This is a genomic window from Streptomyces sp. NPDC051913 (assembly GCF_044593635.1).
Classification (GTDB): Bacteria; Actinomycetota; Actinomycetes; order Streptomycetales; family Streptomycetaceae; genus Streptomyces.
The window spans coordinates 162,804-186,534 of the sequence record NZ_JBIUCI010000010.1; the positions used below are offsets into that span (position 1 = coordinate 162,804).

At 71.0% G+C, this 23,731-nt stretch carries 21 protein-coding genes; 12 read left to right on the plus strand and 9 right to left on the minus strand.

Translation table 11 applies throughout. The features are described 5' to 3' along the window. Positions 1 to 16 precede the first annotated feature (16 nt). From ACIHIX_RS28895 to ACIHIX_RS28915, 5 genes are all read right to left on the minus strand, one after another. Positions 17 to 478: an organic hydroperoxide resistance protein gene (locus ACIHIX_RS28895; RefSeq protein ID WP_399961125.1), complete on the minus strand. Its 462-nt coding sequence runs from the start codon at positions 476 to 478 to the stop codon at positions 17 to 19. A gap of 107 nt (positions 479 to 585) precedes the next feature. Then, a complete protein-coding gene (locus ACIHIX_RS28900; RefSeq protein WP_399961127.1) occupies positions 586 to 1,056 on the minus strand; it encodes a MarR family winged helix-turn-helix transcriptional regulator in 471 nt (156 codons plus the stop codon). A gap of 10 nt (positions 1,057 to 1,066) precedes the next feature. Then, on the minus strand, positions 1,067 to 1,834 hold the full coding sequence (locus ACIHIX_RS28905) for an energy-coupling factor ABC transporter ATP-binding protein (protein WP_399961129.1): 768 nt from the start codon (positions 1,832 to 1,834) through the stop codon (positions 1,067 to 1,069). After that, entirely contained in the window at positions 1,822 to 2,583 is a 762-nt protein-coding gene (gene cbiQ, locus ACIHIX_RS28910) for a cobalt ECF transporter T component CbiQ (RefSeq protein WP_399961130.1), read from the minus strand. Before cbiQ ends, ACIHIX_RS28905 begins: the two co-directional genes overlap by 13 nt. Before the next feature lies 1 nt (position 2,584). Then, the gene (locus ACIHIX_RS28915; protein ID WP_399961132.1) at positions 2,585 to 3,631 is read right to left on the minus strand and encodes an energy-coupling factor ABC transporter permease; all 1,047 of its coding nucleotides are present in this window, start codon (positions 3,629 to 3,631) and stop codon (positions 2,585 to 2,587) included. Between the two features lie 201 nt (positions 3,632 to 3,832). On the opposite strand from ACIHIX_RS28915, the gene ACIHIX_RS28920 reads away from it, so the two are divergent. Beyond that, positions 3,833 to 4,183, plus strand: coding sequence for an SsgA family sporulation/cell division regulator (locus ACIHIX_RS28920; protein ID WP_097265205.1), 351 nt, complete (start codon positions 3,833 to 3,835; stop codon positions 4,181 to 4,183). On the opposite strand, the gene ACIHIX_RS28925 is transcribed toward ACIHIX_RS28920, so the two are convergent. The 3 genes from ACIHIX_RS28925 to ACIHIX_RS28935 all read right to left on the minus strand — a co-directional run bounded on the left by ACIHIX_RS28925 (position 4,180) and on the right by ACIHIX_RS28935 (position 9,435). Then, positions 4,180 to 5,856 (minus strand): penicillin-binding transpeptidase domain-containing protein, encoded by a 1,677-nt coding sequence (locus ACIHIX_RS28925; protein ID WP_399961134.1) that lies wholly within the window; start codon positions 5,854 to 5,856, stop codon positions 4,180 to 4,182. The genes ACIHIX_RS28920 and ACIHIX_RS28925 overlap by 4 nt on opposite strands. Positions 5,857 to 5,954: 98 nt before the next feature. After that, complete coding sequence (locus ACIHIX_RS28930; RefSeq protein ID WP_399961136.1) at positions 5,955 to 7,589, minus strand: penicillin-binding transpeptidase domain-containing protein; 1,635 nt, start codon at positions 7,587 to 7,589, stop codon at positions 5,955 to 5,957. A gap of 94 nt (positions 7,590 to 7,683) precedes the next feature. Further along, on the minus strand, positions 7,684 to 9,435 hold the full coding sequence (locus tag ACIHIX_RS28935) for a dolichyl-phosphate-mannose--protein mannosyltransferase (RefSeq protein WP_399961138.1): 1,752 nt from the start codon (positions 9,433 to 9,435) through the stop codon (positions 7,684 to 7,686). 62 nt (positions 9,436 to 9,497) lie between these two features. Between ACIHIX_RS28935 and rsmI the strand changes: the two genes are divergently transcribed. From rsmI to ACIHIX_RS28990, 11 genes are all read left to right on the plus strand, one after another. Beyond that, entirely contained in the window at positions 9,498 to 10,358 is an 861-nt protein-coding gene (gene rsmI, locus ACIHIX_RS28940; RefSeq protein WP_399961140.1) for a 16S rRNA (cytidine(1402)-2'-O)-methyltransferase, read from the plus strand. Between the two features lie 236 nt (positions 10,359 to 10,594). Continuing rightward, positions 10,595 to 11,005 carry a hypothetical protein gene (locus ACIHIX_RS28945; protein ID WP_399961141.1) on the plus strand — a complete coding sequence of 137 codons (411 nt, stop codon included), beginning with the start codon at positions 10,595 to 10,597 and terminating at the stop codon, positions 11,003 to 11,005. A gap of 45 nt (positions 11,006 to 11,050) precedes the next feature. Then, a complete protein-coding gene (locus tag ACIHIX_RS28950) occupies positions 11,051 to 11,941 on the plus strand; it encodes a TatD family hydrolase (protein WP_399961143.1) in 891 nt (296 codons plus the stop codon). Between the two features lie 87 nt (positions 11,942 to 12,028). Continuing rightward, a complete protein-coding gene (locus ACIHIX_RS28955; RefSeq protein ID WP_399961145.1) occupies positions 12,029 to 13,372 on the plus strand; it encodes a ubiquitin-like domain-containing protein in 1,344 nt (447 codons plus the stop codon). 109 nt (positions 13,373 to 13,481) lie between these two features. Continuing rightward, positions 13,482 to 14,366, plus strand: coding sequence for a 16S rRNA (adenine(1518)-N(6)/adenine(1519)-N(6))-dimethyltransferase RsmA (gene rsmA, locus ACIHIX_RS28960; protein ID WP_399961147.1), 885 nt, complete (start codon positions 13,482 to 13,484; stop codon positions 14,364 to 14,366). After that, on the plus strand, positions 14,363 to 15,265 hold the full coding sequence (locus ACIHIX_RS28965; protein WP_399961149.1) for a 4-(cytidine 5'-diphospho)-2-C-methyl-D-erythritol kinase: 903 nt from the start codon (positions 14,363 to 14,365) through the stop codon (positions 15,263 to 15,265). The genes rsmA and ACIHIX_RS28965 overlap by 4 nt, the downstream gene beginning before the upstream one ends. 119 nt (positions 15,266 to 15,384) lie before the next feature. Then, positions 15,385 to 16,476 carry a peptidoglycan recognition family protein gene (locus ACIHIX_RS28970; protein WP_399961151.1) on the plus strand — a complete coding sequence of 364 codons (1,092 nt, stop codon included), beginning with the start codon at positions 15,385 to 15,387 and terminating at the stop codon, positions 16,474 to 16,476. Between the two features lie 84 nt (positions 16,477 to 16,560). Next, positions 16,561 to 18,363 (plus strand): ABC-F family ATP-binding cassette domain-containing protein, encoded by a 1,803-nt coding sequence (locus tag ACIHIX_RS28975; protein WP_399961153.1) that lies wholly within the window; start codon positions 16,561 to 16,563, stop codon positions 18,361 to 18,363. 234 nt (positions 18,364 to 18,597) lie between these two features. Further along, complete coding sequence (locus tag ACIHIX_RS28980; RefSeq protein ID WP_399961155.1) at positions 18,598 to 20,370, plus strand: PQQ-binding-like beta-propeller repeat protein; 1,773 nt, start codon at positions 18,598 to 18,600, stop codon at positions 20,368 to 20,370. Between the two features lie 76 nt (positions 20,371 to 20,446). After that, positions 20,447 to 22,336: a PQQ-binding-like beta-propeller repeat protein gene (locus ACIHIX_RS28985; RefSeq protein ID WP_399961157.1), complete on the plus strand. Its 1,890-nt coding sequence runs from the start codon at positions 20,447 to 20,449 to the stop codon at positions 22,334 to 22,336. A 265-nt stretch (positions 22,337 to 22,601) separates the two neighbouring features. Beyond that, positions 22,602 to 23,285, plus strand: coding sequence for a LuxR C-terminal-related transcriptional regulator (locus ACIHIX_RS28990; protein ID WP_399961159.1), 684 nt, complete (start codon positions 22,602 to 22,604; stop codon positions 23,283 to 23,285). Positions 23,286 to 23,402: 117 nt separating this feature from the next. Here the strand turns inward: ACIHIX_RS28990 and ACIHIX_RS28995 are convergent, their stop codons facing one another. Continuing rightward, positions 23,403 to 23,723, minus strand: coding sequence for a hypothetical protein (locus tag ACIHIX_RS28995; protein ID WP_399961161.1), 321 nt, complete (start codon positions 23,721 to 23,723; stop codon positions 23,403 to 23,405). Positions 23,724 to 23,731: the final 8 nt, after the last annotated feature.

Sequence of the window (23,731 nt, forward strand, 5' to 3'; positions counted from 1 at the left end):
GTTGCTCGTCTCTCCTCTAGCCAAGCAGGATCGTCACGTCGATGTTCCCGCGGGTCGCGTTGGAGTACGGGCACACCTCGTGGGCGGCGTCCACCAGCTGGGTCGCGACGGCCTGGTCGAGCACGGGGAGCGAGACGCTGAGGGCGACCGCCAGACCGTAGCCGCGCTGCGCGTTGGGGCCGATGCCGACCTTCGCGGCGACCGTGGAACCGGTCAGGTCGAACCCGGCCCGGCGGCCCACCAGCACCAGCGCGTTGTGGAAGCAGGCGCTGAAGCCCGCCGCGAACAGCTGCTCCGGATTCGTGCCGTTGCCGTCGCCGCCCAGCGCCGGAGGCATCGCGACCTTCAGCGCGATCTGGCCGTCCTGGCTGGTGACATAGCCGTCCCGGCCGCCGTGGGCGGTGGCCTCGGCGACGTACATGATCTTCGTCGGGCGGGTGTCGACGGTGGTCGCGGTTTCCTCATTTGTGGCGGTCATGGCTGGCTCCCCCCAGAACAGGTGCGCACAAGAACATCGTGCACAAGGTACTGGCCGGTAGGTAGATGTTGCGTGACCAGGGGGTGGCAACCGCGGGTAACAGGAGCTCAGAGGCGGCGCTCGGCCGCCGAGTGCGCCTTCTCCGCAAGCTCCCACAACTCCTCGCGCAGCCTCACGATGCCCGCGGTGTCGAGCCCCGTCGCGGACAGCAGCGCGCCGGGCACGCGCGCCGCGCGCTCCCGCAGTTCCTCCCCGCGTCCCGTGCACGCGACGAGCACCGAGCGCTCGTCGTGGGCCGCGCGTTCCCGGCGCACCATCCCCGCGCTCTCCAGCCGCTTGAGCAACGGCGACACCGTGCCGTAGTCGAGCCGCAGCGCCGCCGCCAGCTCCTTGACCGTCGTCTCGCCGCGCTCCCAGAGCACCAGCAGCACCAGGTACTGCGGGTAGGTGAGACCGAGTTCCTCCAGCAGCGGGCGGTACGCGGCCGTCACGGCGCGCTGGGCGGCGTACAGCGCGAAACACAGCTGCTCGTCGAGGAGCAGGGAGCCGTCGACCGCCGTGGGGTCCTCGTTCGTCACGCGCCCATTGTCACGGACGGTCCGACCCGGCGGACACCGAACGCGGATCGAAGCCGAACGGCAGCTCCAGGCGGTGGGCGCGCATCAGGTCGTCGTCGGAGAGCAGCTCGGACGTCTTGCCGTCGGCCGCGATGACGCCGTCGCTGAGGACGAGGGAGCGCGGGCACAGCTCCAGGGCGTACGGGAGGTCGTGCGTGACCATGAGGACCGTGACGTCCAGGGAGCGCAGGATGTCGGCGAGTTCGCGCCGGGAGGCGGGGTCGAGGTTGGAGGACGGCTCGTCGAGGACGAGGATCTCCGGTTCCATGGCGAGCACGGTGGCGACGGCCACGCGGCGGCGCTGGCCGAAGGAGAGGTGGTGCGGCGGGCGGTCCTTGAACTCCGCCATGCCGACGCGCGCCAGCGCACGGTCCACGCGCGCCTCCAGTTCCGCGCCCTTCACGCCGGCGGCCGCCGGTCCGAACGCGACGTCCTCGCGCACGGTCGGCATGAACAGCTGGTCGTCCGGGTCCTGGAAGACGATCCCGACCCGGCGCCGGATCTCCGCCATGTGCCGCTTGCCGACGGGCAGTCCGGCGACGTGCACGCTGCCGGTGCCGCCGGACAGGATGCCGTTGAGATGGAGCACGAGGGTCGTCTTGCCGGCGCCGTTCGGCCCGAGCAGCGCGACCCGCTCCCCGCGCGCGACGGAGAAGTCCACGCCGAACAGGGCCTGATGCCCGTCGGGGTAGGCGAAGGCGAGGCCGGAGACCTCCAGAGAAGCAGTCACAGCATCCATCCCAGCAGACATACGACAAGGGCGGCACCCGGCAGCGCGAACGCGTACGTCCACTGCGCCCGGGACGCGGTCACCTCGTCGATGACCGGCATCGAACCGGCGTAGCCCCGGCTCACCATGGCGAGGTGCACGCGCTCGCCGCGCTCGTAGGACCTGATGAACAGGGCGCCCGCCGACTTGGCGAGCACCCCCCAGTGCCGCACGCCCCGTGCCTCGAAACCGCGCGACTCCCGCGCGATCCGCATACGCCGCATCTCGTCGGTGATGACATCGCCGTAGCGGATCATGAAGGAGGCGATCTGCACGAGCAGCGGCGGGAGCTTCAGCCGCTGGAGCCCCAGCAGGAGTTCACGCAGCTCGGTCGTGGAGGCGAGCAGGACCGAGGCCGCCACGCCGAGCGTGCCCTTGGCGAGCACGTTCCAGGCGCCCCACAGCCCGTTCACGCTCAGCGAGAGGCCCAGCACCTCGACCCGCTCGCCCTCCGCGACGAACGGCATCAGCACCGCGAACGCGACGAACGGCACCTCGATCAGCAGCCGCTTGAGCAGGAAGCCGGCGGGCACACGCACGACGTACGTGACGACGCCCAGCAGGACGGCGTACAGCCCGAAGGCCCACATCGCCTCGCGCGGGGTGGAGACGACGACCACCACGAAACAGAACACCGCGGCGAGCTTGGTGTGCGGCGGCAGACCGTGCACCGGGGAGTGCCCGTGCCGGTAGAGCTTGTGCGCGTGTCCGGCACCCATCTCAGACGCCCGCGCTCACCGGGGTCGCGTCCTCGGACGTACGCCGCCTGCGCACCGCCCAGAACACCGTGCTGCCCGCGACGACCGTGACGCCGACGCCGATGACGCCCGCGAGACCGCCGGAGAGCCGGGCGTCGTCGACGTCCTTGACGCCGTAGTCGGCGAGAGGGGAGTCGGCGGAGGCGTGCTTCTCGGTGTTCTTGTCGATGCCCTGGTCGGCGGCGACCTTCTCCAGGCCGTCGGGGCTGGCGGAGGCGTAGAAGCTGACGCCGCCCGCGAGGACGAGGGAGGTGACCAGGCCGGCCAGCCACACCTTGCGGTGCGAGCGGGCGGCGACGGGGACGGCCACCGGGTCGGGCGCGTCGACGAGTTCGCCGTTGACGCGCAGCTTGAGCCGCTGGCGCAGGTCACGGGCGCCGTACACCAGGTCCGGGCGGACGGCGACGACGGCGCCGACCGTCAGCGCGGTGATCGCGGCCTCGCCGATGCCGATCAGGACGTGCACGCCGACCATCGCGGTGGTGACCTTGCCGATGGAGACGTCGGTGGTGCCGCCGACCCAGTAGATCAGCGTGAAGGCCACGGCCGCGGCCGGGACGGACAGCAGTGCGGCGGCGAAGGAGGCCACGGTGATCGACCGGCGCTTACGGGGCAGCACTTTCACCAGGACGCGGAAGACCGCGTAGGCCACGACCGTCGTCACCACCGCCATGTCCGTGATGTTCACGCCGAGCGCGGTCAGGCCGCCGTCCGCGAAGAGGATGCCCTGCATGAGCAGCACGACGGAGACGCACAGCACGCCGGTGTAGGGGCCGACGAGGATCGCCGCGAGGGCGCCGCCCAGAAGGTGGCCGCTGGTGCCCGCGGCGACGGGGAAGTTGAGCATCTGCACGGCGAAGATGAACGCCGCCACCAGGCCCGCCAGGGGCGCGGTGCGCTCGTCGAGCTCGCGGCGCGCACCGCGCAGGCTCACGGCCACGGCGGCGGCCGCGACCACTCCGGTCGCGGCGGATACGGGGGCGTCGATAAATCCATCAGGCACATGCACGGTTAGATGATGCGACTTAATGCGAACAAGTTGCAAGAGCGAGCCGGTTGTGGGCTCGCTGTGGGTCTCGCCGCGGCTTCGCAGTGTGAGATGCCCGACGATGTCCGGCGTCCGGGGGCGCACCCCGAAAAATATGCGACATTGGAGAGGAAGCGGTCGCACAGCTTCCGCACAGGTCACTCAGCGTAAGGGGCCGAGCCGATGTCCGTGGTCGAACAGTACGCGCGAGCCCATATCGTCACCGACGCCGACATCACGGTCGCGGAACCCGAGGCGGTCCCCGTCGTCCTGCGCTACGACCCCGACGCCGACCCGCGCGCAGTACGCGTCGGCCTGCCGGGGCCCCATGAATGGACCTTCGAGCGGGCGCTCCTCGAACAGGGACTGCGGGCGCCGGTCGAGGCGGGCGACGTACGGGTGTGGCCGTGCGGGCGGGTGCAGGCTGTGGTCGAGTTCCACTCCACCCAGGGCGTCTCTGTGGTGCAGTTCGAGTCCAAGGCCCTGCTCAGGTTCCTGCGCCGCACCTACACGGCCACTCCGGTGAGCAGCTAGCTGCCCTTCTTCAGCAGCGCGGCCACGATCGGTCCCGCCGTGTCGCCGCCGTGCCCGCCCGCCTGGACGACACCGGCGGCGGCGAGATCGCCGCGGTACGCGGTGAACCAGCCGTTGGGCTTCTTCTGGCCGTCGACCTCCGCCGAGCCGGTCTTCGCGCCGACGTTGCCGTAGACGCCCTGCATCGCCTCCGCCGCCGTGCCGTAGGCCGCCGTGTACGCCATCAGCTCGCGCAGCTGGGAGAGCGTGCCCGAGGACATCGTGCGCGAGGCCTTCGCGAGCGTGCGGCCGTCCACGTCGGGGGAGACCAGGTACGGCTGCCTGAAGACGCCGGACTCCACGGTCGCCGACACCGACGCCATGTTCAGCGGGTTCATCCGCACCGCGCCCTGGCCGATCAGCGAGGCCGCCATCTGGGCCTGCGACTGCACCGGCACCGAGCCGTCGAAGGTGGGCACCCCGACCGCCCAGTTGTTCATGGACAGCCCGAAGACCTGCTGGGCCTGCTGGGTCAGCGAGTCGTTCTCCAGCTTCGGCGCCTGGCTGATGAAGGCGGTGTTGCAGGAGCGGGCGAAGCTCGCCTTGAAAGTGCCGCCCTTGATGGAGAACTTGTCGTCGTTCTGGAACTTCCAGCCGCCGTACGTGAAGTACTTCGGGCAGGGATGCGTCTTGTCCGCCGACGCCAGTCCCTTCTCGATGAGCAGCGAGGACGTGACGACCTTCATCGTCGAGCCGGGGGCCAGGGAGCCCTGGAAGGCCACGTTGAAGCCCTTGTTGGCGTTCGCCACGGCGAGGATCTCGCCGGTCGAGGGCCGCAGCACCACCACGGAGGACTGCGCCCGCTTCGCGACCTGCGCCTCGGCCGCCGCCTGGAGGCCCGGGCTGAGCGTCGTCTTCACGGTTCCCGGCGTGCCCTTGCTCAGCTCCAGCAGGGTCTTGTCGGACAGCTCGGCCTTCTTCGACTCCTTGCCGCGCACGACCTGGAGTTCGACGCCCGCCTTGCCGCCGGCCTTCTTGCCGTACTTCTCGCGCAGCCCGTCGAGCACCGAACCCAGCGACGGGTACTTCTCGGTGGTGATCTCCCCGCCGTCGCGGTCCATGGCCTTCACCGGCGGGGTCCCGGACTCGCCGGTGACGAGCGTGTCGCCGTCCTTCAGGTCCGGGTGGACGACCGCGGAGTGCCAGTCGACCTGGGGCTTGCCGGTGGTGGTGTTCCGCACGACGGTGAGCGAACTGGCGTACGACAGCGGCTTGGAGGTGCCCTTGTACGCCACCGTGGCCTTCACCGTGAAGGGCACCTTGGCGCCGGTCGGGGTGCCGGGGGTGAGGGTGACGTCCTTGAGGTGGGCGTCCTTGGCGTAGCCGGTGAGGAGCTTCGTGGCGGCCTCGGTGTCGCTGGTGACGGCGGCGGCTTCGGCGACCTCGGCCTGCTGCCAGGACGTGAGGAACGTGCGCGCCGCGGTGGTGACCTCGGTCGCGGACAGCGGGCCGGTCTTCACCTTCGGCTTCTCGGCGGAGGCGGCCGAGGACGTACGGTCCTCGGCCGCCGCGCCGCCGCTGTACAGCACGTACCCGGCGAAGCCGGCGCCGCCGACGACCACGGCGACCATCCCGCCGATCACGGCGGGACGGTGCGTCCTACGTCGCTCGGCGACGCGCCTTCTCTTGCCCACAGCCTTCGTTCCTCCGTGAAATCACCGGGGTTCCCGTGCCCTCGTCCACCATGTCAACGACGGCGACCACCCTGGAGTCCCGTCCTGAGCGGGTGAGTTCAGTCTCCCGCCACCAGGACGGCCCGCACGATCGGTCCGGCCGCGTCGACACCGTGGCCACCCTGCTCGGTCATGGCGGCCGCCGCCACATCATTGCGGAAGCCGGTGAACCAGCTGTTCGAGGTGGCGTTCCCGTCGACCTCGGCCGAGCCGGTCTTCGCGCCGATGTCGTCCCCGGCCAGGCCCCGCATGATGCCCGTCGCGGTGCCCGGCGCCTGTGTGGCCGTCATCCGCATCATCTGCTTCAGCTGGGCGACCGTGCTCGACCGCAGCCCCTCGGCGGTGGCCAGTTCGCGGCCGTCCAGCTTCGGCGAGACCAGGTACGGCTGGCGGAAGGTGCCGGTGATGGCGGTGGCGGTCACGGACGCCATGTTCAGCGGGTTCATGGTGACCTGGCCCTGGCCGATGGCGCCGGCCGCGCGGTCGGGGCCGCTGACGGCCGGGACGCTGCCGTCCTGGGAGGTGATGCCGGTCTTCCAGTTGTTGCGGCCGAGCCCGAACTTGTTCTGCGCCTCGGCCGTCAACGAGTCGTCGGTCAGCGGCTTCTCGTCGATCAGCTTGATGAAGGCGGTGTTGCAGGACCGCATGAAGCTGTTGGCGAGCGTGGCGTTCTCGTTGGGCTGCATGTTCTTGAGGTTGTGGAAGGTCTGCCCCTGCCAGATCGCGTCGGGCGGACAGGGCGCCGGGCCGTTCATCGAGGTCACGCCGTTGTCGATGAGCATCGCCGCGGTGACGATCTTCCAGGTGGAGCCCGGGGCTACCTTGCCCTCGAAGGCCGCGTTCCAGCCGTCGTCGCGATGGTTGGCGACCGCGAGCACCTCGCCGGTGCTCGGCTTGACCGCGACCACCGAGGAGTTGTCGTACTGGGTCACCGCCTTCTCGGCGGCGGCCTGCGCGCCCGCGCTGATGGTGGTCTGGAGCTTGCCCGCCCTGCCCTTGGAGAGTGTGAGCAGCGAGGTGTCGGGGGCGCCGTCGGCGCCGTGGCGTACGTACAGCTCGACGCCCGGCGAACCGCCCACCTTGGCGCCGTACTTCTCGCGCAGCGCGTCCAGGATCGGGCCGAGGGAGGGGTACTTGTCCTTCGTCAGCACCTTGCCGTCGCGGTCCACGGCCTCGATGGGCGGCGTGGAGGACGAGCCGGTGACGAGGCTGTCCTGGTCGGCGCGCAGCTCCGGGTGGACCACGGACGGCTTCCAGTCGACCAGCGCCCTGCCGGTGGTGATCCCGCGCACGACCTTCAGCGAGCTCTTGTACGACAGCGGCGCGGACTTGCCCTCGTAGGACACCTTCGCCTTCACCGTGAAGGGCACGGTGGTTCCCTGGGCGGTGCCGGGCGTGATCCTCACGCCGGTGATGTGCGCGTCCTCGGCGTACGACGTCAGCAGGGTCTGCGCCGCCGCGTCGTTGTCGGTGAACCGGGCCGCGGCCGCCGCCGAGCCCTTCTCCCAGTCGGCGAAGAACTTCTCCGAGGTCTCCTTGACCTCGTCGGCGTCGGGCGGACCGGTCTTGACCTCGGTGCCGGACCCCCCGTCGCCGTTCAGCGCGGACACGATGTTGAACGCGCCGTACCCGGCACCGCCCACCATCACGGCGAACACACCGCCGATGATGGTGACCTTGACCCCCTTGTTCATGGAACTGAACCCCTCCCCGTTATCAGTCCTCCGCACCCTAAGTGGGCTGAGTGAAAACTGTGAGGGGTGTTTCCCTTTGTGGCCGAGTTGTTGACTAGACCCAGGTATCCAGCCACATCCGTGAACGCCAGTCATCGATCGGGATGGCGGTTCCGGTGTACAGGGGCCAGAAGTAGATGAAGTTCCAGGCGATCAGCAGCACCAGCACGCCCGCCCCGGTCGCCCCCGCCACCCGCCGCGTGTCACTCGCCCCCGGCGGTCCGACGATCGCGCCGATCATCATCGCCACGGCCAGGCACAGGAAGGGCAGGAAGACCACGGCGTAGAAGAAGAAGATCGTCCGCTCCTGGTACATGAACCAGGGCAGATAACCGGCCGCGATACCGCAGGCGATGGCGCCCGCGCGCCAGTCCCGGCGGAAGAACCAGCGCCACAGCACGTACAGCACCGCGAAGGCCGCCGCCCACCACAGCAGCGGGGTGCCGATCGCGAGGACCTCGCGCGCGCACTTCTCCGTCGCGTCGACCGGGCAGCCGTCCTTGCCGGCGGCCGGGGACTCGTAGAAGTACGACACCGGGCGGCCGTCGACGATCCAGCTCCACGGATTGGACTGGTACGTGTGCGGGGAGCTGAGGCCCACATGGAACTCGTAGACCTGGTGCTCGTAGTGCCACAGGCTGCGCCACCAGTCCGGGAACAGCCAGGACCAGTCGCTGTTCTTGCCGTCGGTCACCGCCCAGTTGCGGTAGTAGCCGCCGGTGCCGTCGGTCGGGGAGAGGATCCAGCCGAGCCAGGACAGCAGATACGTGGCGATCGCGACCGGGACCGTGGCCAGGAAGGTGAGGCCCAGGTCGCGCTTGAGGACGGCCGTGTACGGGTGGCGGGCGCCGGCGACCTTGCGGGAGCCGACGTCCCACAGCACGGCCATCACGCAGAACGCGGCCATGATGTACAGGCCGTTCCACTTGGTGCCGATGGCCAGGCCCAGCATCAGACCCGCCAGCCAGCGCCAGGGGCGCCAACCGAACCGGGTGGTCTCCGCGATGCGCGCGTCCGGGCGGACCCGGCCGTCCGCGTCCACCGGCAGCGCGGCGGCGAGCTTCTCGCGCGCCTTGTCCCGGTCCACGACCAGGCAGCCGAACGCGGCCAGCACGAAGAACATCAGCACACCGTCGAGCAGCGAGGTGCGGGCCATCACGAACGCCAGCCCGTCCACCGCCATCAGCGCGCCCGCGAGACAGCCGAGGAACGTCGAGCGGAAGATCCGGCGGCCGATCCGGCACAGCATCAGCACCGACAGCGTGCCGAGCAGCGCCGTCATGAACCGCCAGCCGAACGGGTCGAAGCCGAAGACCAGCTCGCCGAGCCCGATGACGTACTTGCCGACCGGCGGATGCACGACGTACGACGCGTCCGTCGGGATCGTCACCTTGCTGCCGATGTCGAGGATGACGTCGTTGGCGTTCTTGTCCCAGGACACCTCGAAGCCGCGGTGGACGATCGCCCACGCGTCCTTCGCGTAGTACGTCTCGTCGAATATCACCGCCTTGGGGCTGCCCAGGTGCCAGAACCGGATCACGCCCGCGAACAACGTGACGAGCAGCGGACCGCCCCAGCCGGACCAGCGCACGAGCCGGTCGACCAGCGTCTTCGGCAGCCCCAGCGCCGCCCACATGCGCGGGTTGGGCCGCGCGTACGGCGGCACCAACCGGTCCCGGACATCGCTGTGGGGCCCGGCCGAATAGCCGAAACGCCGCAGTCGCTGCTGCCACGAAGGCCGCTGGTCCTGCGGCGCCTGGTCCTGCCGGGTGTCCGTGGAGTCCATGGACGACGCTGTACTGGTCACCGCGCCATCGTAGGGAACACGTCTGTGGGAGTCCCGTGGATGGGCCCTGCGAGGATGGAAACGTGACAGGAACCCTTGTTTTGGCAGGCACCCCCATCGGTGACATCGCGGACGCCCCGCCCCGGCTGGCCGCGGAACTGGCCGCCGCGGACGTGGTCGCCGCCGAGGACACCCGGCGGCTGCGGCGCCTCACTCAGGCGCTCGGCGTCACCCCCAAGGGGCGTGTCGTGTCGTACTTCGAGGGCAACGAGGCCGCCCGCACGCCCGAACTGGTCGAGGAACTCCTCGGCGGCGCGCGCGTGCTGCTCGTGACGGACGCCGGCATGCCGTCGGTGTCGGACCCCGGCTACCGGCTCGTCGCCGCCTGCGTCGAGAAGGACGTCCGGGTGACCGCCGTACCGGGCCCGTCCGCCGTGCTGACCGCGCTCGCGCTGTCCGGGCTGCCCGTCGACCGGTTCTGCTTCGAGGGGTTCCTGCCCAGGAAGGCGGGGGAGCGGCTGTCGCGGCTGCGCGAGGTCGCCGAGGAGCGGCGCACCCTCGTCTACTTCGAGGCCCCGCACCGGCTCGACGACACCCTCGCCGCGATGGCCACCGTCTTCGGCGAGGAGCGGCGCGCGGCCGTCTGCCGCGAGCTGACCAAGACGTACGAGGAGGTCAAGCGCGGTCCGCTCGGGGAGCTCGCGGCGTGGGCCGCGGAGGGCGTGCGCGGGGAGATCACCGTCGTCGTGGAGGGGGCGCCCGAGAGGGGCGCGCAGGACGTGAGCGCCGAGGAGCTCGTGCGCCGGGTGCGCGTGCGGGAGGAGGCCGGCGAGCGACGCAAGGAGGCGATCGCGGCAGTGGCGGTCGAGGCGGGACTGCCCAAGCGGGAGGTCTTCGACGCGGTCGTGGCGGCGAAGAACGCGGGGGTGCAGCGAAGTCTGTGAAGGGGGCGCAGAAGCGCCCCTGAGCAGGGCGCTTCTCCTCTGAGCGCGCGCCCCACGCGCAGGCAAAGGGCGACGGCCGAAGGCAAAGCCCAGCCCCCGTCGGCAGGGCCGTTTTGGCAAGGAAGGTCCAAATCGGATCCAACAGTCGACAGGGCTGATGCATTCGCGGCGGCGGAAGCGTCCACTGGTCGAAGGGACGCACCCGTCCCGGTGTCCAGCGGACCAGAGGAGCTGGCATGAGCGAGATCGCAGGGCAGACCGCCGCACTGCGCAGTGGCGCCACCGCCGTCGTCCACGAGTCGTACTCCTTCGCCTGCATGCGCTGCGGGCACGGCTGGGAACAGTCGTACGAGATAGAGCACCACACCGACGCCGACGGCCATGAGTTCGTCATCTACGTCGCCGACCGGCAGGTCGTGCCGTCGCCGCTGTCCCGGCCCACGTGCCAGAACTGCGACGGCCACGTCGTGCGCATCATGCGGCCGGGCCAGGTCTCGTCGGTGCTCGACGCGGTGCACCGCCATGAGCACCGCACCCCGCAGGCCGGCCCCGTGGAGGTGCCGGAGGTGCCCGCGCAGGCCAAGGAGCGCCACCACTGGCAGCTGTCCGATCTCCTGCACCCGTTCCACCACCGCAAGGCGAGCTGAGCTCCGCCGGTCCGGGTGGGCATGCCCCTTTCGTAGGATCGGGGCATGCCTTCGAACTCCTCCACCGCCTCCGACAAGAACGCGGCGCCGCCGCTCCCGGAGCCCCTCCGGGTGCCCGTGGCCGACTCCCACACCCACCTGGACATGCAGTCCGGGACGGTGGAGGAGGCGCTCGCGAAGGCCGCGGCGGTGGGCGTGACCACGGTGGTGCAGGTGGGCTGCGACCTCAAGGGCTCGCGGTGGGCCGCGGAGACGGCCGCCGCCTTCGAGAGCGTCCACGCGACCGTCGCCCTGCACCCCAACGAGGCGCCGCGCATCGTGCACGGCGATCCCGACGGCTGGTCCCGGCAGGGCGCCCGGCAACCGGGGGGAGCGCAGGCGCTCGACGAGGCGCTCGCCGAGATCGACCGCCTCGCCGCCCTCCCCCAGGTCAAGGGCGTCGGTGAGACCGGCCTCGACTACTTCCGCACCGGGCCCGAGGGCAAGGAGGCGCAGGAGCGCTCCTTCCGCGCCCACATCGAGATCGCCAAACGGCACGGCAAGGCCCTCGTCATCCACGACCGGGACGCCCACGAGGACGTCCTGCGTGTGCTGAAGGAGGAGGGCGCACCGGAGCGGACGGTGTTCCACTGCTACTCCGGAGACGCGGAGATGGCCGAGGTGTGCGCCCGCGAGGGCTACCTCATGTCCTTCGCCGGCAACGTCACCTTCAAGAACGCCCAGAACCTGCGGGACGCGGTGGCGGTGGCCCCGCTCGACCTGCTCCTGGTGGAGACCGACGCGCCCTTCCTGACGCCGGTGCCGTACCGCGGACGGCCCAACGCGCCCTACCTGATTCCGGTCACGGTGCGCGCGATGGCGGCGGTGCGCGGGATCGACGAGGACGCCCTGGCCACGGCCCTCGCCGTCAACACGGCACGCGCGTTCGGCTACTGAACACCACGCTGAGTACTCGCGTCGCTTTGGAGAGTGACGGCCGCTCCGCTAGGTTCTGTCTCTCTCTGGACCCTGGAGCGTGTCGGCGTGAGCAACTCCCAGTACCAGACGTACGAGCCGTACGGCGCGGCCTACGACCCGCACAACGCGGAGACGCTGGCCTACGGCGTGCAGGTGGCGCCGACGCCTACGCCGCCGATGCCGGTGGCGTACGAGGACACGTACCGGCCCGCCTACGACATGCCCGGCGTACCCGTGCCCGCGTCCGAGCCCGTCGCGCGCCCCGGAGCGAGTCGGCGGGCCGCGCGTCGGCGGAAGCTGCGGGGCCCCGAGCGCGTGGACAGCACCATGCGCCGGCTGCTGCCGCAGGCGCTGGTCGTCGCGTTCCTCGCGGGCGGGACCACCGCCTTCGTCGCCGAGGACAAGGCCATCGAGCTGAACGTCGACGGCAAGCCGCGCACTCTGCACACCTTCGCGGACGACGTCACCGAGCTGCTCGCCGAGGAGGGCGTCGAGGTGGGGGCGCACGACGTGGTCGCGCCCGCCCCCGGGACGCCGCTCAGCAGCGGCGACGAGATCGCGGTGCATTACGGGCGCCCCGTACGGCTCACCATCGACGGGCAGCGGCACGAAGTGTGGACCACGGCGCACACGGTGGAAGGGGCGCTCAGACAGCTGGGGGTGCGTGCCGAGGGTGCTTATCTGTCGGCCGCGCGCTCCCAGCGCATCGGGCGCGGGGGGCTCACGCTGGACGTGCGCACCGAGCGCGCGGTCACCGTCATGGCCGACGGACGGTCACGCACCGTCCGCACCAACGCGGCGACCGTCCGCGAGGTCGTCGAGGAGGCCGGCATCACGCTGCGCGGGCAGGACACCACGTCGGTCGCGCCGGGGAGCTTCCCGCGCGACGGGCAGACGGTGACCGTGCTGCGGATCACCGGCACCAAGGAGGTCCGCGAGGAGTCGATCCCGTTCCGGGTGGAGCGGAGTGCCGACCCTACGCAGTTCAAGGGCACGGAGGTGGTCGAGCAGGCCGGACGGGAAGGGCTGCGGCGGGTCACCTACTCCCTGCGCATCGTCAACGGGGTCCGGCAGAAGCCGCGGCGGATCAGGACCGAGGTGGTGCGCGAGCCGCGGGCCCAGGTGGTGAAGGTGGGGACGAAGCCCATGCCGACGTCGGTGCAGGGGGCGGACGGGCTGAACTGGCAGGGGCTCGCGGCGTGCGAGTCCGGCGGGCGGCCCGGCGCGGTGGACCCGTCGGGCACGTACGGCGGCCTGTACCAGTTCGACACGCAGACCTGGCAGTCGCTGGGCGGCAGCGGACGCCCGCAGGACGCCTCGGCGGCGGAGCAGACGCTGCGGGCGAAGAAGCTGTACGTGCGGCGGGGAGCCAGCCCGTGGCCGCACTGCGGGCGTCGGCTGCACGGCTGAGCGGGGTGGGGGCGGCTGGGGCGGGTGGGCGGGTGCCGGTTCTGTGGCGTGACTGATCGCAGCCATGGTGGCGGACAGCTGAGCCGAGTCGCCCCCGTACCCTTGTCCCGTGACCAGCAGCCCCACCCCCGACGCCCTCCTCGGTCCCGCCGACATCCGTGAGCTCGCGGATGTGCTCGGTGTACGGCCGACCAAGCAGCGCGGACAGAACTTCGTCATCGACGCGAACACGGTCCGCCGGATCGTCCGTACCGCCGATGTACGGCCGGACGACGTGGTCGTGGAGGTCGGGCCGGGACTCGGGTCGCTCACGCTCGCGCTGCTGGAGGCCGCCGAGCGCGTCACGGCCGTCGAGATCGACGACGTACTCGCCTCGGCCCTGCCCGCCACCATCGCCGCGCGCATGCCGACGCGCGCCGAGCGGTTCGCGCTGGTGCACTCCGATGCCATGCAGGTCGCCGAGCTGCCGGGGCCGCCCCCGACCGCGCTGGTCGCGAACCTGCCGTACAACGTCGCCGTGCCCGTGCTGCTGCACATGCTCGACACCTTCCCGAGCATCGAGCGCACCCTCGTCATGGTGCAGGCGGAGGTCGCCGACCGGCTCGCCGCCGGACCCGGCTCCCGGGTGTACGGGGTGCCCTCCGTCAAGGCCAACTGGTACGCCGAGGTCAAGCGCGCCGGGTCCATCGGGCGCAATGTCTTCTGGCCCGCGCCCAACGTCGACAGCGGACTCGTTTCGCTGGTGCGGCGGGCCGAGCCGATCCGGACGACCGCCTCCAAGCGTGAGGTCTTCGCCGTCGTGGACGCCGCGTTCGCGCAGCGCCGCAAGACCCTGCGGGCCGCGCTCGCCGGCTGGGCCGGGTCCGCGGCCGCCGCCGAGGCCGCGCTCGTCGCCGCCGGGATCTCCCCGCAGGCGCGCGGGGAGGCGCTCACGGTGGAGGAGTTCGCGCGGATCGCCGAGAACAAGGTGGAGCAGGAGCAGGAGCAGCAGTGAGCGTCACCGTCCGCGTTCCCGCCAAGGTCAACGTCCAGCTCGCCGTGGGCGCCGCCCGCGCCGACGGGTTCCACGACCTCGCCAACGTCTTCCTCGCCGTCGGGCTCTTCGACGAGGTGACGGTCACGCCCGCCGACGAGCTCAGGGTCACCTGCGAGGGCCCGGACGCCGCTCTCGTCCCCCTCGACCGGACGAACCTCGCGGCGCGGGCCGCGCTGATCCTCGCCGAACGCCGGGGCATCGAGCCCGCCGTTCACCTTCACATCGCCAAGGACATTCCCGTCGCCGGCGGCATGGCGGGCGGGAGCGCCGACGGCGCGGGCGCGCTGCTCGCGTGCGACGCGCTGTGGGGCACGAACGCCTCCCGCGAGGAACTCCTGGACATCTGCGCCGAGTTGGGCAGTGACGTGCCGTTCAGCCTGGTCGGCGGGGCGGCGCTCGGCATCGGGCGGGGGGAGAAGCTCACGGTCCTCGATGTCGGCGGGACCTTCCACTGGGTCTTCGCCATGGCGGAGCGCGGGCTGTCCACCCCGGCCGTGTTCCGGGAGTTCGACCGGCTGACCGAGCACGTGGAGGTGCCCGCGCCCGTCGCCTCCGAGGCGCTGCTCGACGCGCTCGCCGCGGGCGATCCCGAGGCGCTCGCCGCCGCCGTCTCCAACGACCTCCAGCCCGCCGCCCTCTCCCTCTTCCCGGAGCTCGCCGACACCCTCGCGACCGGCAGCGGCGCCGGTGCGCGGGCGGCGCTGGTGTCGGGTTCGGGGCCGACTACGGCGTTCCTCGTGCGCGATCCGGAGTCCGCCGCGAAGGTGGCCGAGGCGCTGAGCGCGTCCGGTACGTGCCGTTCCGTGCGCGTCGCGTCGGGACCGGTGCCGGGCGCCACCGTGGTGGCCGGGAACTGACGGCATGTCTTCGCGCTATCTCCACACCGATTACCGCGAACGCAGTACGTGAGGGAAAGCCGGGGCCTCTAGGGTCACTTGATACTTCAAGTGGCCCCCCTGGAAGGCAAGGCACGTCCGTGTCCGAACAACCCCCCACCCCCGCCCACCGCCGCAAGCGGTCCCTGTCACGCCGTGGCGTGATCGGGGCCGCCGGAGCCGTCGCCGCCGGGGCCGCCCTGACCCCGGTGGTCTTCGCGGCGACCGACAGCGACTCCGACTCCGGTACGACCGACACCGGCACCACCCCCGAGAAGTTCCCGGCGACCCGCTCCGACGCCACCACCGGCACCGGCACGGCCACCACCGCCTTCGCCGCCTCCTACGTCGGCGTCCGCTGGAACGGCCCCGCGGCCTCCCTGCGCCTCCCCGACGGCGACTGGACGACGCTGGGCGGCGGCTGCGCGACCGTCGAGGAGGGCGGGACGGCCCTGGTCGCGACGGCGCCTGTCACGACGTACGACCTCAAAGCCGCGGACGGCACCACGGACGTGCGCTCGCTCGCGATCGACACCACCGACGGCCCCCGGCGCACCGTCGAGGTGCCCTCGGAGCCCACGCGCGTGCGCGGCGTGCGTTACCTCTCGCGTCCGGCGTGGGGTGCGGACGAGGCGAAGCGGTACAAGGACGGCGTGGTCAACTCGCCGGAGAAGTACTACGCGTTGCAGGCGATCACCGTCCACCACACGGACACCCCGAACGGCGACGCCGACCCCGCCGCGACCGTCCGGGCGATCTACGAGTACCACGCGGTCACCCTCGACTGGGGCGACATCGGCTACCACTTCCTGATCGATGAGGCCGGTGTCGTCTACGAGGGCCGCTACTCCGGCGACGACGGCGTCCCCGCCTTCGACCCGGACGGCAACGTCGTCACCGCCTTCCACACCGCCGGCTACAACTCCGGCAACCTCGGCATCGCGTTGCTCGGCACCCTCACCGAGCAGGGCCCGACGGACGCGGCGAAGGCCTCGCTGACCCGCCTCGTCAAGGTCATCGCCCGCTTCAAGGGCCTCGACCCGCAGGCGAAGATCACGTACACCAACCCGGTCAACGGCGTCACCAAGGACGCGACCACCGTCAGCGGCCACCGCGACTGGCTCCAGACCGACTGCCCGGGACAGACGATGTACGACCTCCTCGACGAGGTCAGGGCGGCCGCAGGACGCTGACCTGGGCAGACCTGCGGGGGGATCGGCGAGCGAACGGCGCGCACTAGGCTGGGAGGCTGATCGATCCCCCTCGTCAGGAGAGAAATGGCCGTCAACCTGGTCAATGTCGAGAACGTCAGCAAGGTGTACGGCACCCGTGCCCTGCTGGACGGTGTCTCGCTCGGCGTCTCCGAGGGCGATCGGATCGGTGTCGTGGGCCGCAACGGTGACGGCAAGACCACCCTGATCCGGATGCTGGCCAAGCAGGAGGAGGCCGACACCGGCCGGGTCACGCACTCCGGCGGACTGCGCATCGGCGTCCTCACCCAGCACGACTCCCTCGACTCCACGGCGACCGTCCGCCACGAGGTCATCCGGGACCTGGCCGACCACGAGTGGGCCGGCAACGCCAAGATCCGGGACGTGCTGACGGGCCTGTTCGGCGGGCTCGACCTGCCGGGCTTCCCGCAGGGCCTCGACACCGTCATCGGCCCGCTCTCCGGTGGCGAGCGCCGCCGGATCGCGCTCGCCAAGCTGCTCATCGAGGAACAGGACCTGATCGTCCTCGACGAGCCGACCAACCACCTCGATGTCGAGGGCATCTCCTGGCTCGCCCAGCATCTGCGCGAGCGCCGCTCCGCGCTCGTCTGCGTCACCCACGACCGCTGGTTCCTCGACCAGGTCTGCACCCGCATGTGGGACGTGCAGAAGGGCGACGTCTACGAGTACGAGGGCGGCTACTCCGACTACGTCTTCGCCCGCGCCGAACGCGAGCGCATCGCGGCGACCGAGGAGACCAAGCGGCAGAACCTGGTCCGCAAGGAGCTGGCCTGGCTGCGCCGCGGCGCCCCCGCCCGTACGTCGAAGCCGCGCTTCAGGGTCGAGGCCGCCAACGAGCTCATCAAGGACGTGCCGCCGCCGCGGGACACCAGCGAGCTGATGAAGTTCGCCTCCTCGCGGCTCGGCAAGACCGTCTTCGACCTGGAGGACGTGACCGTCCAGGCCGGCCCCAAGGTGCTGCTCAAGCACGTCACCTGGCAGCTCGGCCCGGGTGACCGCATCGGCCTCGTCGGGGTCAACGGCGCCGGCAAGACCTCGCTGCTGCGGGCCATGGCCCAGGCCGCCCGCACCGAGGGCGAGACCCAGCCGGCCGGCGGCCGCGTCGTCGTCGGCAAGACCGTCAAGCTGGCCTACCTCTCCCAGGAGGTCTCCGAGCTCGACCCCGCCCTGCGCGTCCTGGAGGCCGTCCAGCAGGTGCGCGACCGCGTCGACCTCGGCAAGGGACGCGAGATGACCGCCGGCCAGCTGTGCGAGACGTTCGGCTTCTCCAAGGAGAAGCAGTGGACGCCGGTCGGTGACCTGTCCGGTGGCGAGCGGCGCAGGCTCCAGCTGCTGCGGCTGCTGATGGACGAGCCCAACGTCCTCTTCCTCGACGAGCCCACCAACGACCTCGACATCGAGACCCTGACCCAGCTGGAGGACCTCCTCGACGGCTGGCCCGGCTCGATGATCGTCATCTCCCACGACCGGTTCTTCGTCGAGCGCACGACCGACCGCGTCTTCGCGCTCCTCGGCGACGCCACCCTCAGGATGCTGCCGCGCGGTATCGACGAGTACATCGAGCGCCGCCACAAGATGGAGCAGGCCGCGGCGGCCACGGCACCGGTCGTGCAGAAGGCCGCCCCGGAGAAGAGCGCCGCCGACCAGCGCGCCGCCAAGAAGGAACTCCAGAAGATCGAGCGGCAGCTCGACAAGCTCTCCGAGAGGGAAGCCAAGCTGCACGCCCACATCGCCGAGAACGCGACAGACTTCGCGAAGGTGGCCGAACTCGACGCGGAGCTGCGCGACTTGGCCGGTGAGCGCGATGAACTGGAGCTGCGCTGGCTGGAACTCGCCGAGGACGCATGAGGGCGGTCACGGCGGCGCTGGTGGGCGGCGCGCGCGCCGCGTGAAGGGCGCGTGAAGGCGCATAACAGTGGCATCACGGGCCGGTCCTCCCTTGGGTACAGGGGGTGATCGGCCCGGGTCCCTGTCAGTCCCGAGTGATAGAAAGAGCCGTCTGAGAACTTTCTGAGTACGACTCTGAGCCGTTACGTACCTCAGGGCGTGGCTAAAAATCAGTGAACGAGGGGGAGCGCGCTGATGACCCAGCCGCCCGGTTTTGGAGCACCGCAGGACCCGCCGCCGCAGGGTGGTTTCGGCGCACCGCCGCCGCCCGCGGGACCGCCGCAGACCCCGCCGCCTCCGCAGGGCCCGCCGCAGCCCGGTTACGGCTACCCCCAGAAGGTCGACCAGCCCGGCCCGTACGGCCAGCCGCCGCAGCAGCCCGGTCCCTACGGCCAGCCGCAGCAGCCGGGCCCCTACGCCCAGCCCGGCCCGTACGGCCAACCCCAGCAGCCGGGCCCGTACGGCCAGCCCGGTTACGGCTATCCGCCCCAGCCGCAGTACCCCGGCGGCCCCGGCACCCCGCCCGGCTCCTCCGGCTCGCGCAACCCCTTCAAGGGCAAGCCGGCCCTCGTCATCGCCGCGGCCGTCGCCGGACTCCTCGTCGTCGGCGGCACGGTGTGGGCCGTCGCCGGCGGGGACGACGACCCGAAGAAGCCGGTCGCGGAGGAGAGCGGCAGCGCCAAGCCCTCCGCGTCCGACGACCCGGTCAACCCCGGTGACGGCGACGGGGGCGGCGGCAAGGACCAGGAGGACCTCAACGAGGGCCGCCAGGCGGGCGAGTCGAAGGTGCTCTGGTACAAGACCGCGCCGGACGCCCCCGGTTCAGGGGCCGACGCCCCCGGCATGTGGATCACCGACAAGACCGCGGTGAAGGCGGCGTACAAGCAGCTCTTCGGCTACCACGTCAGTGACGGCAACCCCGCCTGGGACCCGATCACCTTCGACCAGAAGATCTGCTCGGTCACTCCGCAGAAGACCGCCGCCAACAAGATCGTCGTCGCCTACATGAGCGGCAGCAGCGACCGCGCGGAGTGCAACAAGCTCCAGGAGATCGACCTCGACACCGGCGCCAAGGGCTGGACCGGGGAGGTCGCCGACGGCGAACTGTTCGACTCCACGCTCCAGATCGAGCTCACCATCACCGGCAAGACGCTGATGGTGGGCCGCTCGATGTCCGGCACCGCCCTCGACGTCACGACCGGCAAGAAGCTGTTCGACAAGAAGAAGTACGGCGACGCCTGCTTCCCGAGCGCGTTCGCCGGCGGCTCCAAGCTGATCGCCGTCTCCTCCTGCGACGCCTCCGGGGCGAACGAGCACGACGAGGTGCAGGAGCTGGACCCGACGACCGGCAAGGTCAGGTGGACCCAGAAGTTCGACAAGGGCTGGCGGGTCGCCCGCGCCTACTCCATCGACCCGCTCGTCATCTACAGCACCAACGAGGACAAGAACGCCTGGAACATCTCGACGTTCACCTCGGGCGGCAAGTTCCGCTCCCAGGTCGGCTTCGACGAGGACTTCGATCCCGCCTGCGACTGGGCGATCTTCGCCCGCGACCTGACGGGCTGCACCGGCACGGCCGCCGACGCCGACACGCTCTACCTGCCGACCAAGGCGACGACCGGTGCGAACGAGATCGTGGCGGTCAACCTCTCCACCGGCAAGGAGAAGTGGCGCGTCAAGTCCCCCGCGGACGAGTCGATGCTGCCCCTGAAGATCGAGAACGGCAAGCTCATCGCGTACGTCGAGCCGTCGTACGACGCGGGCGGCCAGGTCGTGTCCATCGCGACGACCGGCTCGGACCACAAGCCGGCGAAGCTGCTCCAGAACCCGGCGTCGGCCGCCGAGGTCGAGAACGGCTTCTACTCCAAGGCCCTCGACTGGGCCGGCGGACGCTTCTATCTCTCGACCACCCGGCTGAACGGCGACGACGACGCGCAGGAGAAGTTGATGCTCGCCTACGGCAAGTAGCGCGCCCCGCCCGCCACGGCGGGCAGCCCTCCCGCCCTTCGTCCGCTTCCGTCCCCGCTTCCCGAGGTACTCCGTCATGACCCAGCCGCCGCCCCCGCCGAACCAGCCCCCGCCCGGGGGAGGCTTCGGCCCACCCCAGGACCAGCCCCCGCAGACGCCGCCGCCGGCGCAGCAGCCCGGTTACGGCGCTCCCCAGACGCCCCCGCCCCCGCAGCCGGGCTACGGATATCCGCAGGCTCCGCAGACGCCGCCGCCCGCGCCCCCGCAGGGCCCGCCGACGCCCCCGGCCGGTCCGGGCTACGGCTATCCGCAACCGCCGCAGCCGCAGCAGCCGTACGGCCAGCCGCCCACCCCGGCGCCGAACCCGTACGGCCAGCCGCAGCCCGACACCTACGGTCAGCAGCCGGGTGTCTACGGCCAGCCGCAGCCGAACGCCTATGGCCAGCAGCCCGGTTACGGCTACCAGCAGCCGACCATGCCGATGCAGCCGCAGCCCGGGCCGCCGACCGGCGGGCGGAAGTTCAACTCGCAGTTGACGATCATCGTCGCGGCGGTCGTCGCGATCGCGCTGATCGTCGGCGGCGGCCTCTGGTACGCGAACTCCTCCGGTGACGACGGCAAGAAGGACACCGCGGGCAGCAGCGGCGGCACCGGGGGCGGCGGCGAGAAGGGCGGCACCGGCGGCACCAGCAGCAAGGGCGACGAGAAGGTCCCGGCGAACACCGCCGCCTCCGTCCTCTTCCAGGTCCCGCAGCCCGAGGTCAAGGTCGACACCACCTACACCGTCAACGGCTCCTGGCTGACCGACACGGTGTACGCCAAGAGCGGCATCGCCGAGATCGTCGGCTACGACCCCGACAAGGGCACCGAGAAGTGGACGATCAAGCTGCCCGGCCCGGTGTGCCAGGCCAGCCGCCAGATGACCGACAAGCATCTGACGGCCATCGCCTACGAGCCCGCGATGCCGACCAAGGAGAAGCCGACAGCCGGGTGCAGCCAGGTCGCGGCGATCGACCTGGACGCGGGCACGAAGCTGTGGACGAAGACGGCCAACGCCGGTGACCGGCTGATCCCCTGGGACAACGTCACCGTCAGCGCGAACACCGTCGCCACCGGCTCCACCAGCGGCGGCGCCGCCTGGGACATCACCACCGGCAAGTCCCTGTGGACCCCCAAGCCGACCGACAGCTGCTACGACGCGGGTTACGCCGGCGGCGCCAAGCTGGTCGCGGTCCGCAAGTGCGGTGAGTACGGCGAGCGCCAGCTGCACATCCAGACCATCGACCCGGCGTCCGGGAAGGTGATCTCCGAGTACAAGATGTCGCAGGGCATCGAGTACGCGAGCGTGGTCTCCACCGACCCGCTGGTCGTCGCCGCCGAGGTCGGGGAGGACGCGGCCGCCAGCGGTATCTCCGACGTCTTCTCCATCGACAACAAGACCGGCAAGCTGCGCACCCGTATCTCGCTCCCGGGCGACGAGTACGCGGCCCGCTGCGACGGGATCTACCGGCCCGAGTACTGCTTCCAGATCGCCGTCGGCAACGACCGGGTGTACGTGCCGACGGAGGAGCACCAGGGCACCGGCAGCGACTACAGCCGGACCAACGAGATCATCGCCTTCGACCTGGCCACGGGTAAGCAGACCGGCCAGCGCGCGGACGCCGGCGACGGCTACACGATCAGCCCGCTGCGCATGGACGGCGGCAACCTGATCGCGTACAAGCGTCCGCCGTACGACAAGGGCGGCCAGATCGTCAGCATCGACGGCGGCACGTTCAAGGAGACCAAGCTCCTGGAGAACCCGGCGACTGAGGCGGTGCGGGACGTGGAGACGAGCATGCTCCCCGACTCCTCCGAGCTCATCTACCACGACGGCCGGCTGTTCATGTCGGAGGTCTACGCGAGCGATTTCGGAAGCAGTTCGGGGGAGAAGGAGTACCTGGCGATCGCTTTCGGCGCGAAGTGACCGCGTAACCGTCTCTTCACACTGCCCCGCCCCTGCTCAGGGGCGGGGCAGTGCGCGTACCACCCATCAATCTCGAATGACGGAAATTCCGTCGATCCGGGGCACTTCTCACCAGTAGGGGGAGCGCAACGTCGAACAAGCGTGTAGCTTCCGGGGGCATGAAGAGCGGGGGGAGCCGGGAGGGGGCTCCTGTCCGTGCGGACCAGTGAGCATCCATAGTGGGGCATCCATTTGCGGATCCATTGGGGGACTGGGGGGTTGCTCGATGGGAGTGCGGCTCATGGTGGTCGACGACCACCGACTGCTGGCCGAGGCGTTGGCCTCGGCGTTGAAACTGCGGGGCCATCGGGTCCTCGCCGCGGCGGCACCGGCCGCGGGGGCGGCGGAGCTGGTGATCACCCGGGCGCCGGAGGTGTGCCTGCTGGGCACGGCGACCCCGGCCGAGCCGGGCATCTTCGACCCGGTGGTCAAGATCAAGCGGGACCGTCCGCAGGTGGCGGTGCTGGTCCTCGGCCCGGTGCCGAGCCCGCGCGGGATAGCCGCGGCCTTCGCCGCGGGCGCCTCGGGATACGTACGGCACGACGAGCGCATCGAGGGTGTCGAGCGGGCGATCATGAAGGCGCGGGCGGGCGAGGCGGCGGTGGCACCTCAGCTGCTCCAGGGCGCCTTCAGTGAACTGCTCAACCCCGCCGCCCAGCCCGACGACGAGGGCCAGCGCCTGCTCCAGATGCTCACCCCGCGCGAGGTGGAGGTCCTGGTCCGGGTCGCCGACGGCGAGGACACCCGGCTGATCGCGGCCGGCATGGGCATCGCCCCGTCCACGGCCCGCACCCATGTCCAGCGGGTCCTGATGAAACTGGGGGTGGGATCGAGGCTGGAAGCGGCAGCACTGGCGGCCCGCACCGGCCTGCTCGACCGGGCGGGCCCGGTGAACTCCGGCTCCGAATAGAACGCCCTGGGGGCAACGCCCCAGGGGCGCGGGGCTGCATCGATATGCGGCTCCGCCGCGGAGCGCGACCAGCCCCCACGCCCCCGCCGCCGGCGGACAACAGTCAGCCCGACGGCGCTACTCCGCCCGCTGCTCCCCCTCCGGAGGAACCGGCGTCGCCGGCGGAGTGGGCCGCAGCTTCAGCCAGACCAGGAAGAAGATGCCGAGGAGCAGCATCCCCAGCCCGGTCCAGAGGTTGATGTTGACGCCCTCCGCCTTGTCGAGCGTGGCGTCGGACGGGTTGATGCCGGCGATGGTGACGATGACCCCGTAGAGGACGAACAGACCGCCGATGATGCGGCGCAGGTCGAAGATGCGGGCCGCGGTGGCCGACTTGGCCTGGAGCTCGGCGACTTCCCGCTGGACGTCCTTCTCGGAGTACCCGTGGTGGTCAGACATGGTCTCTC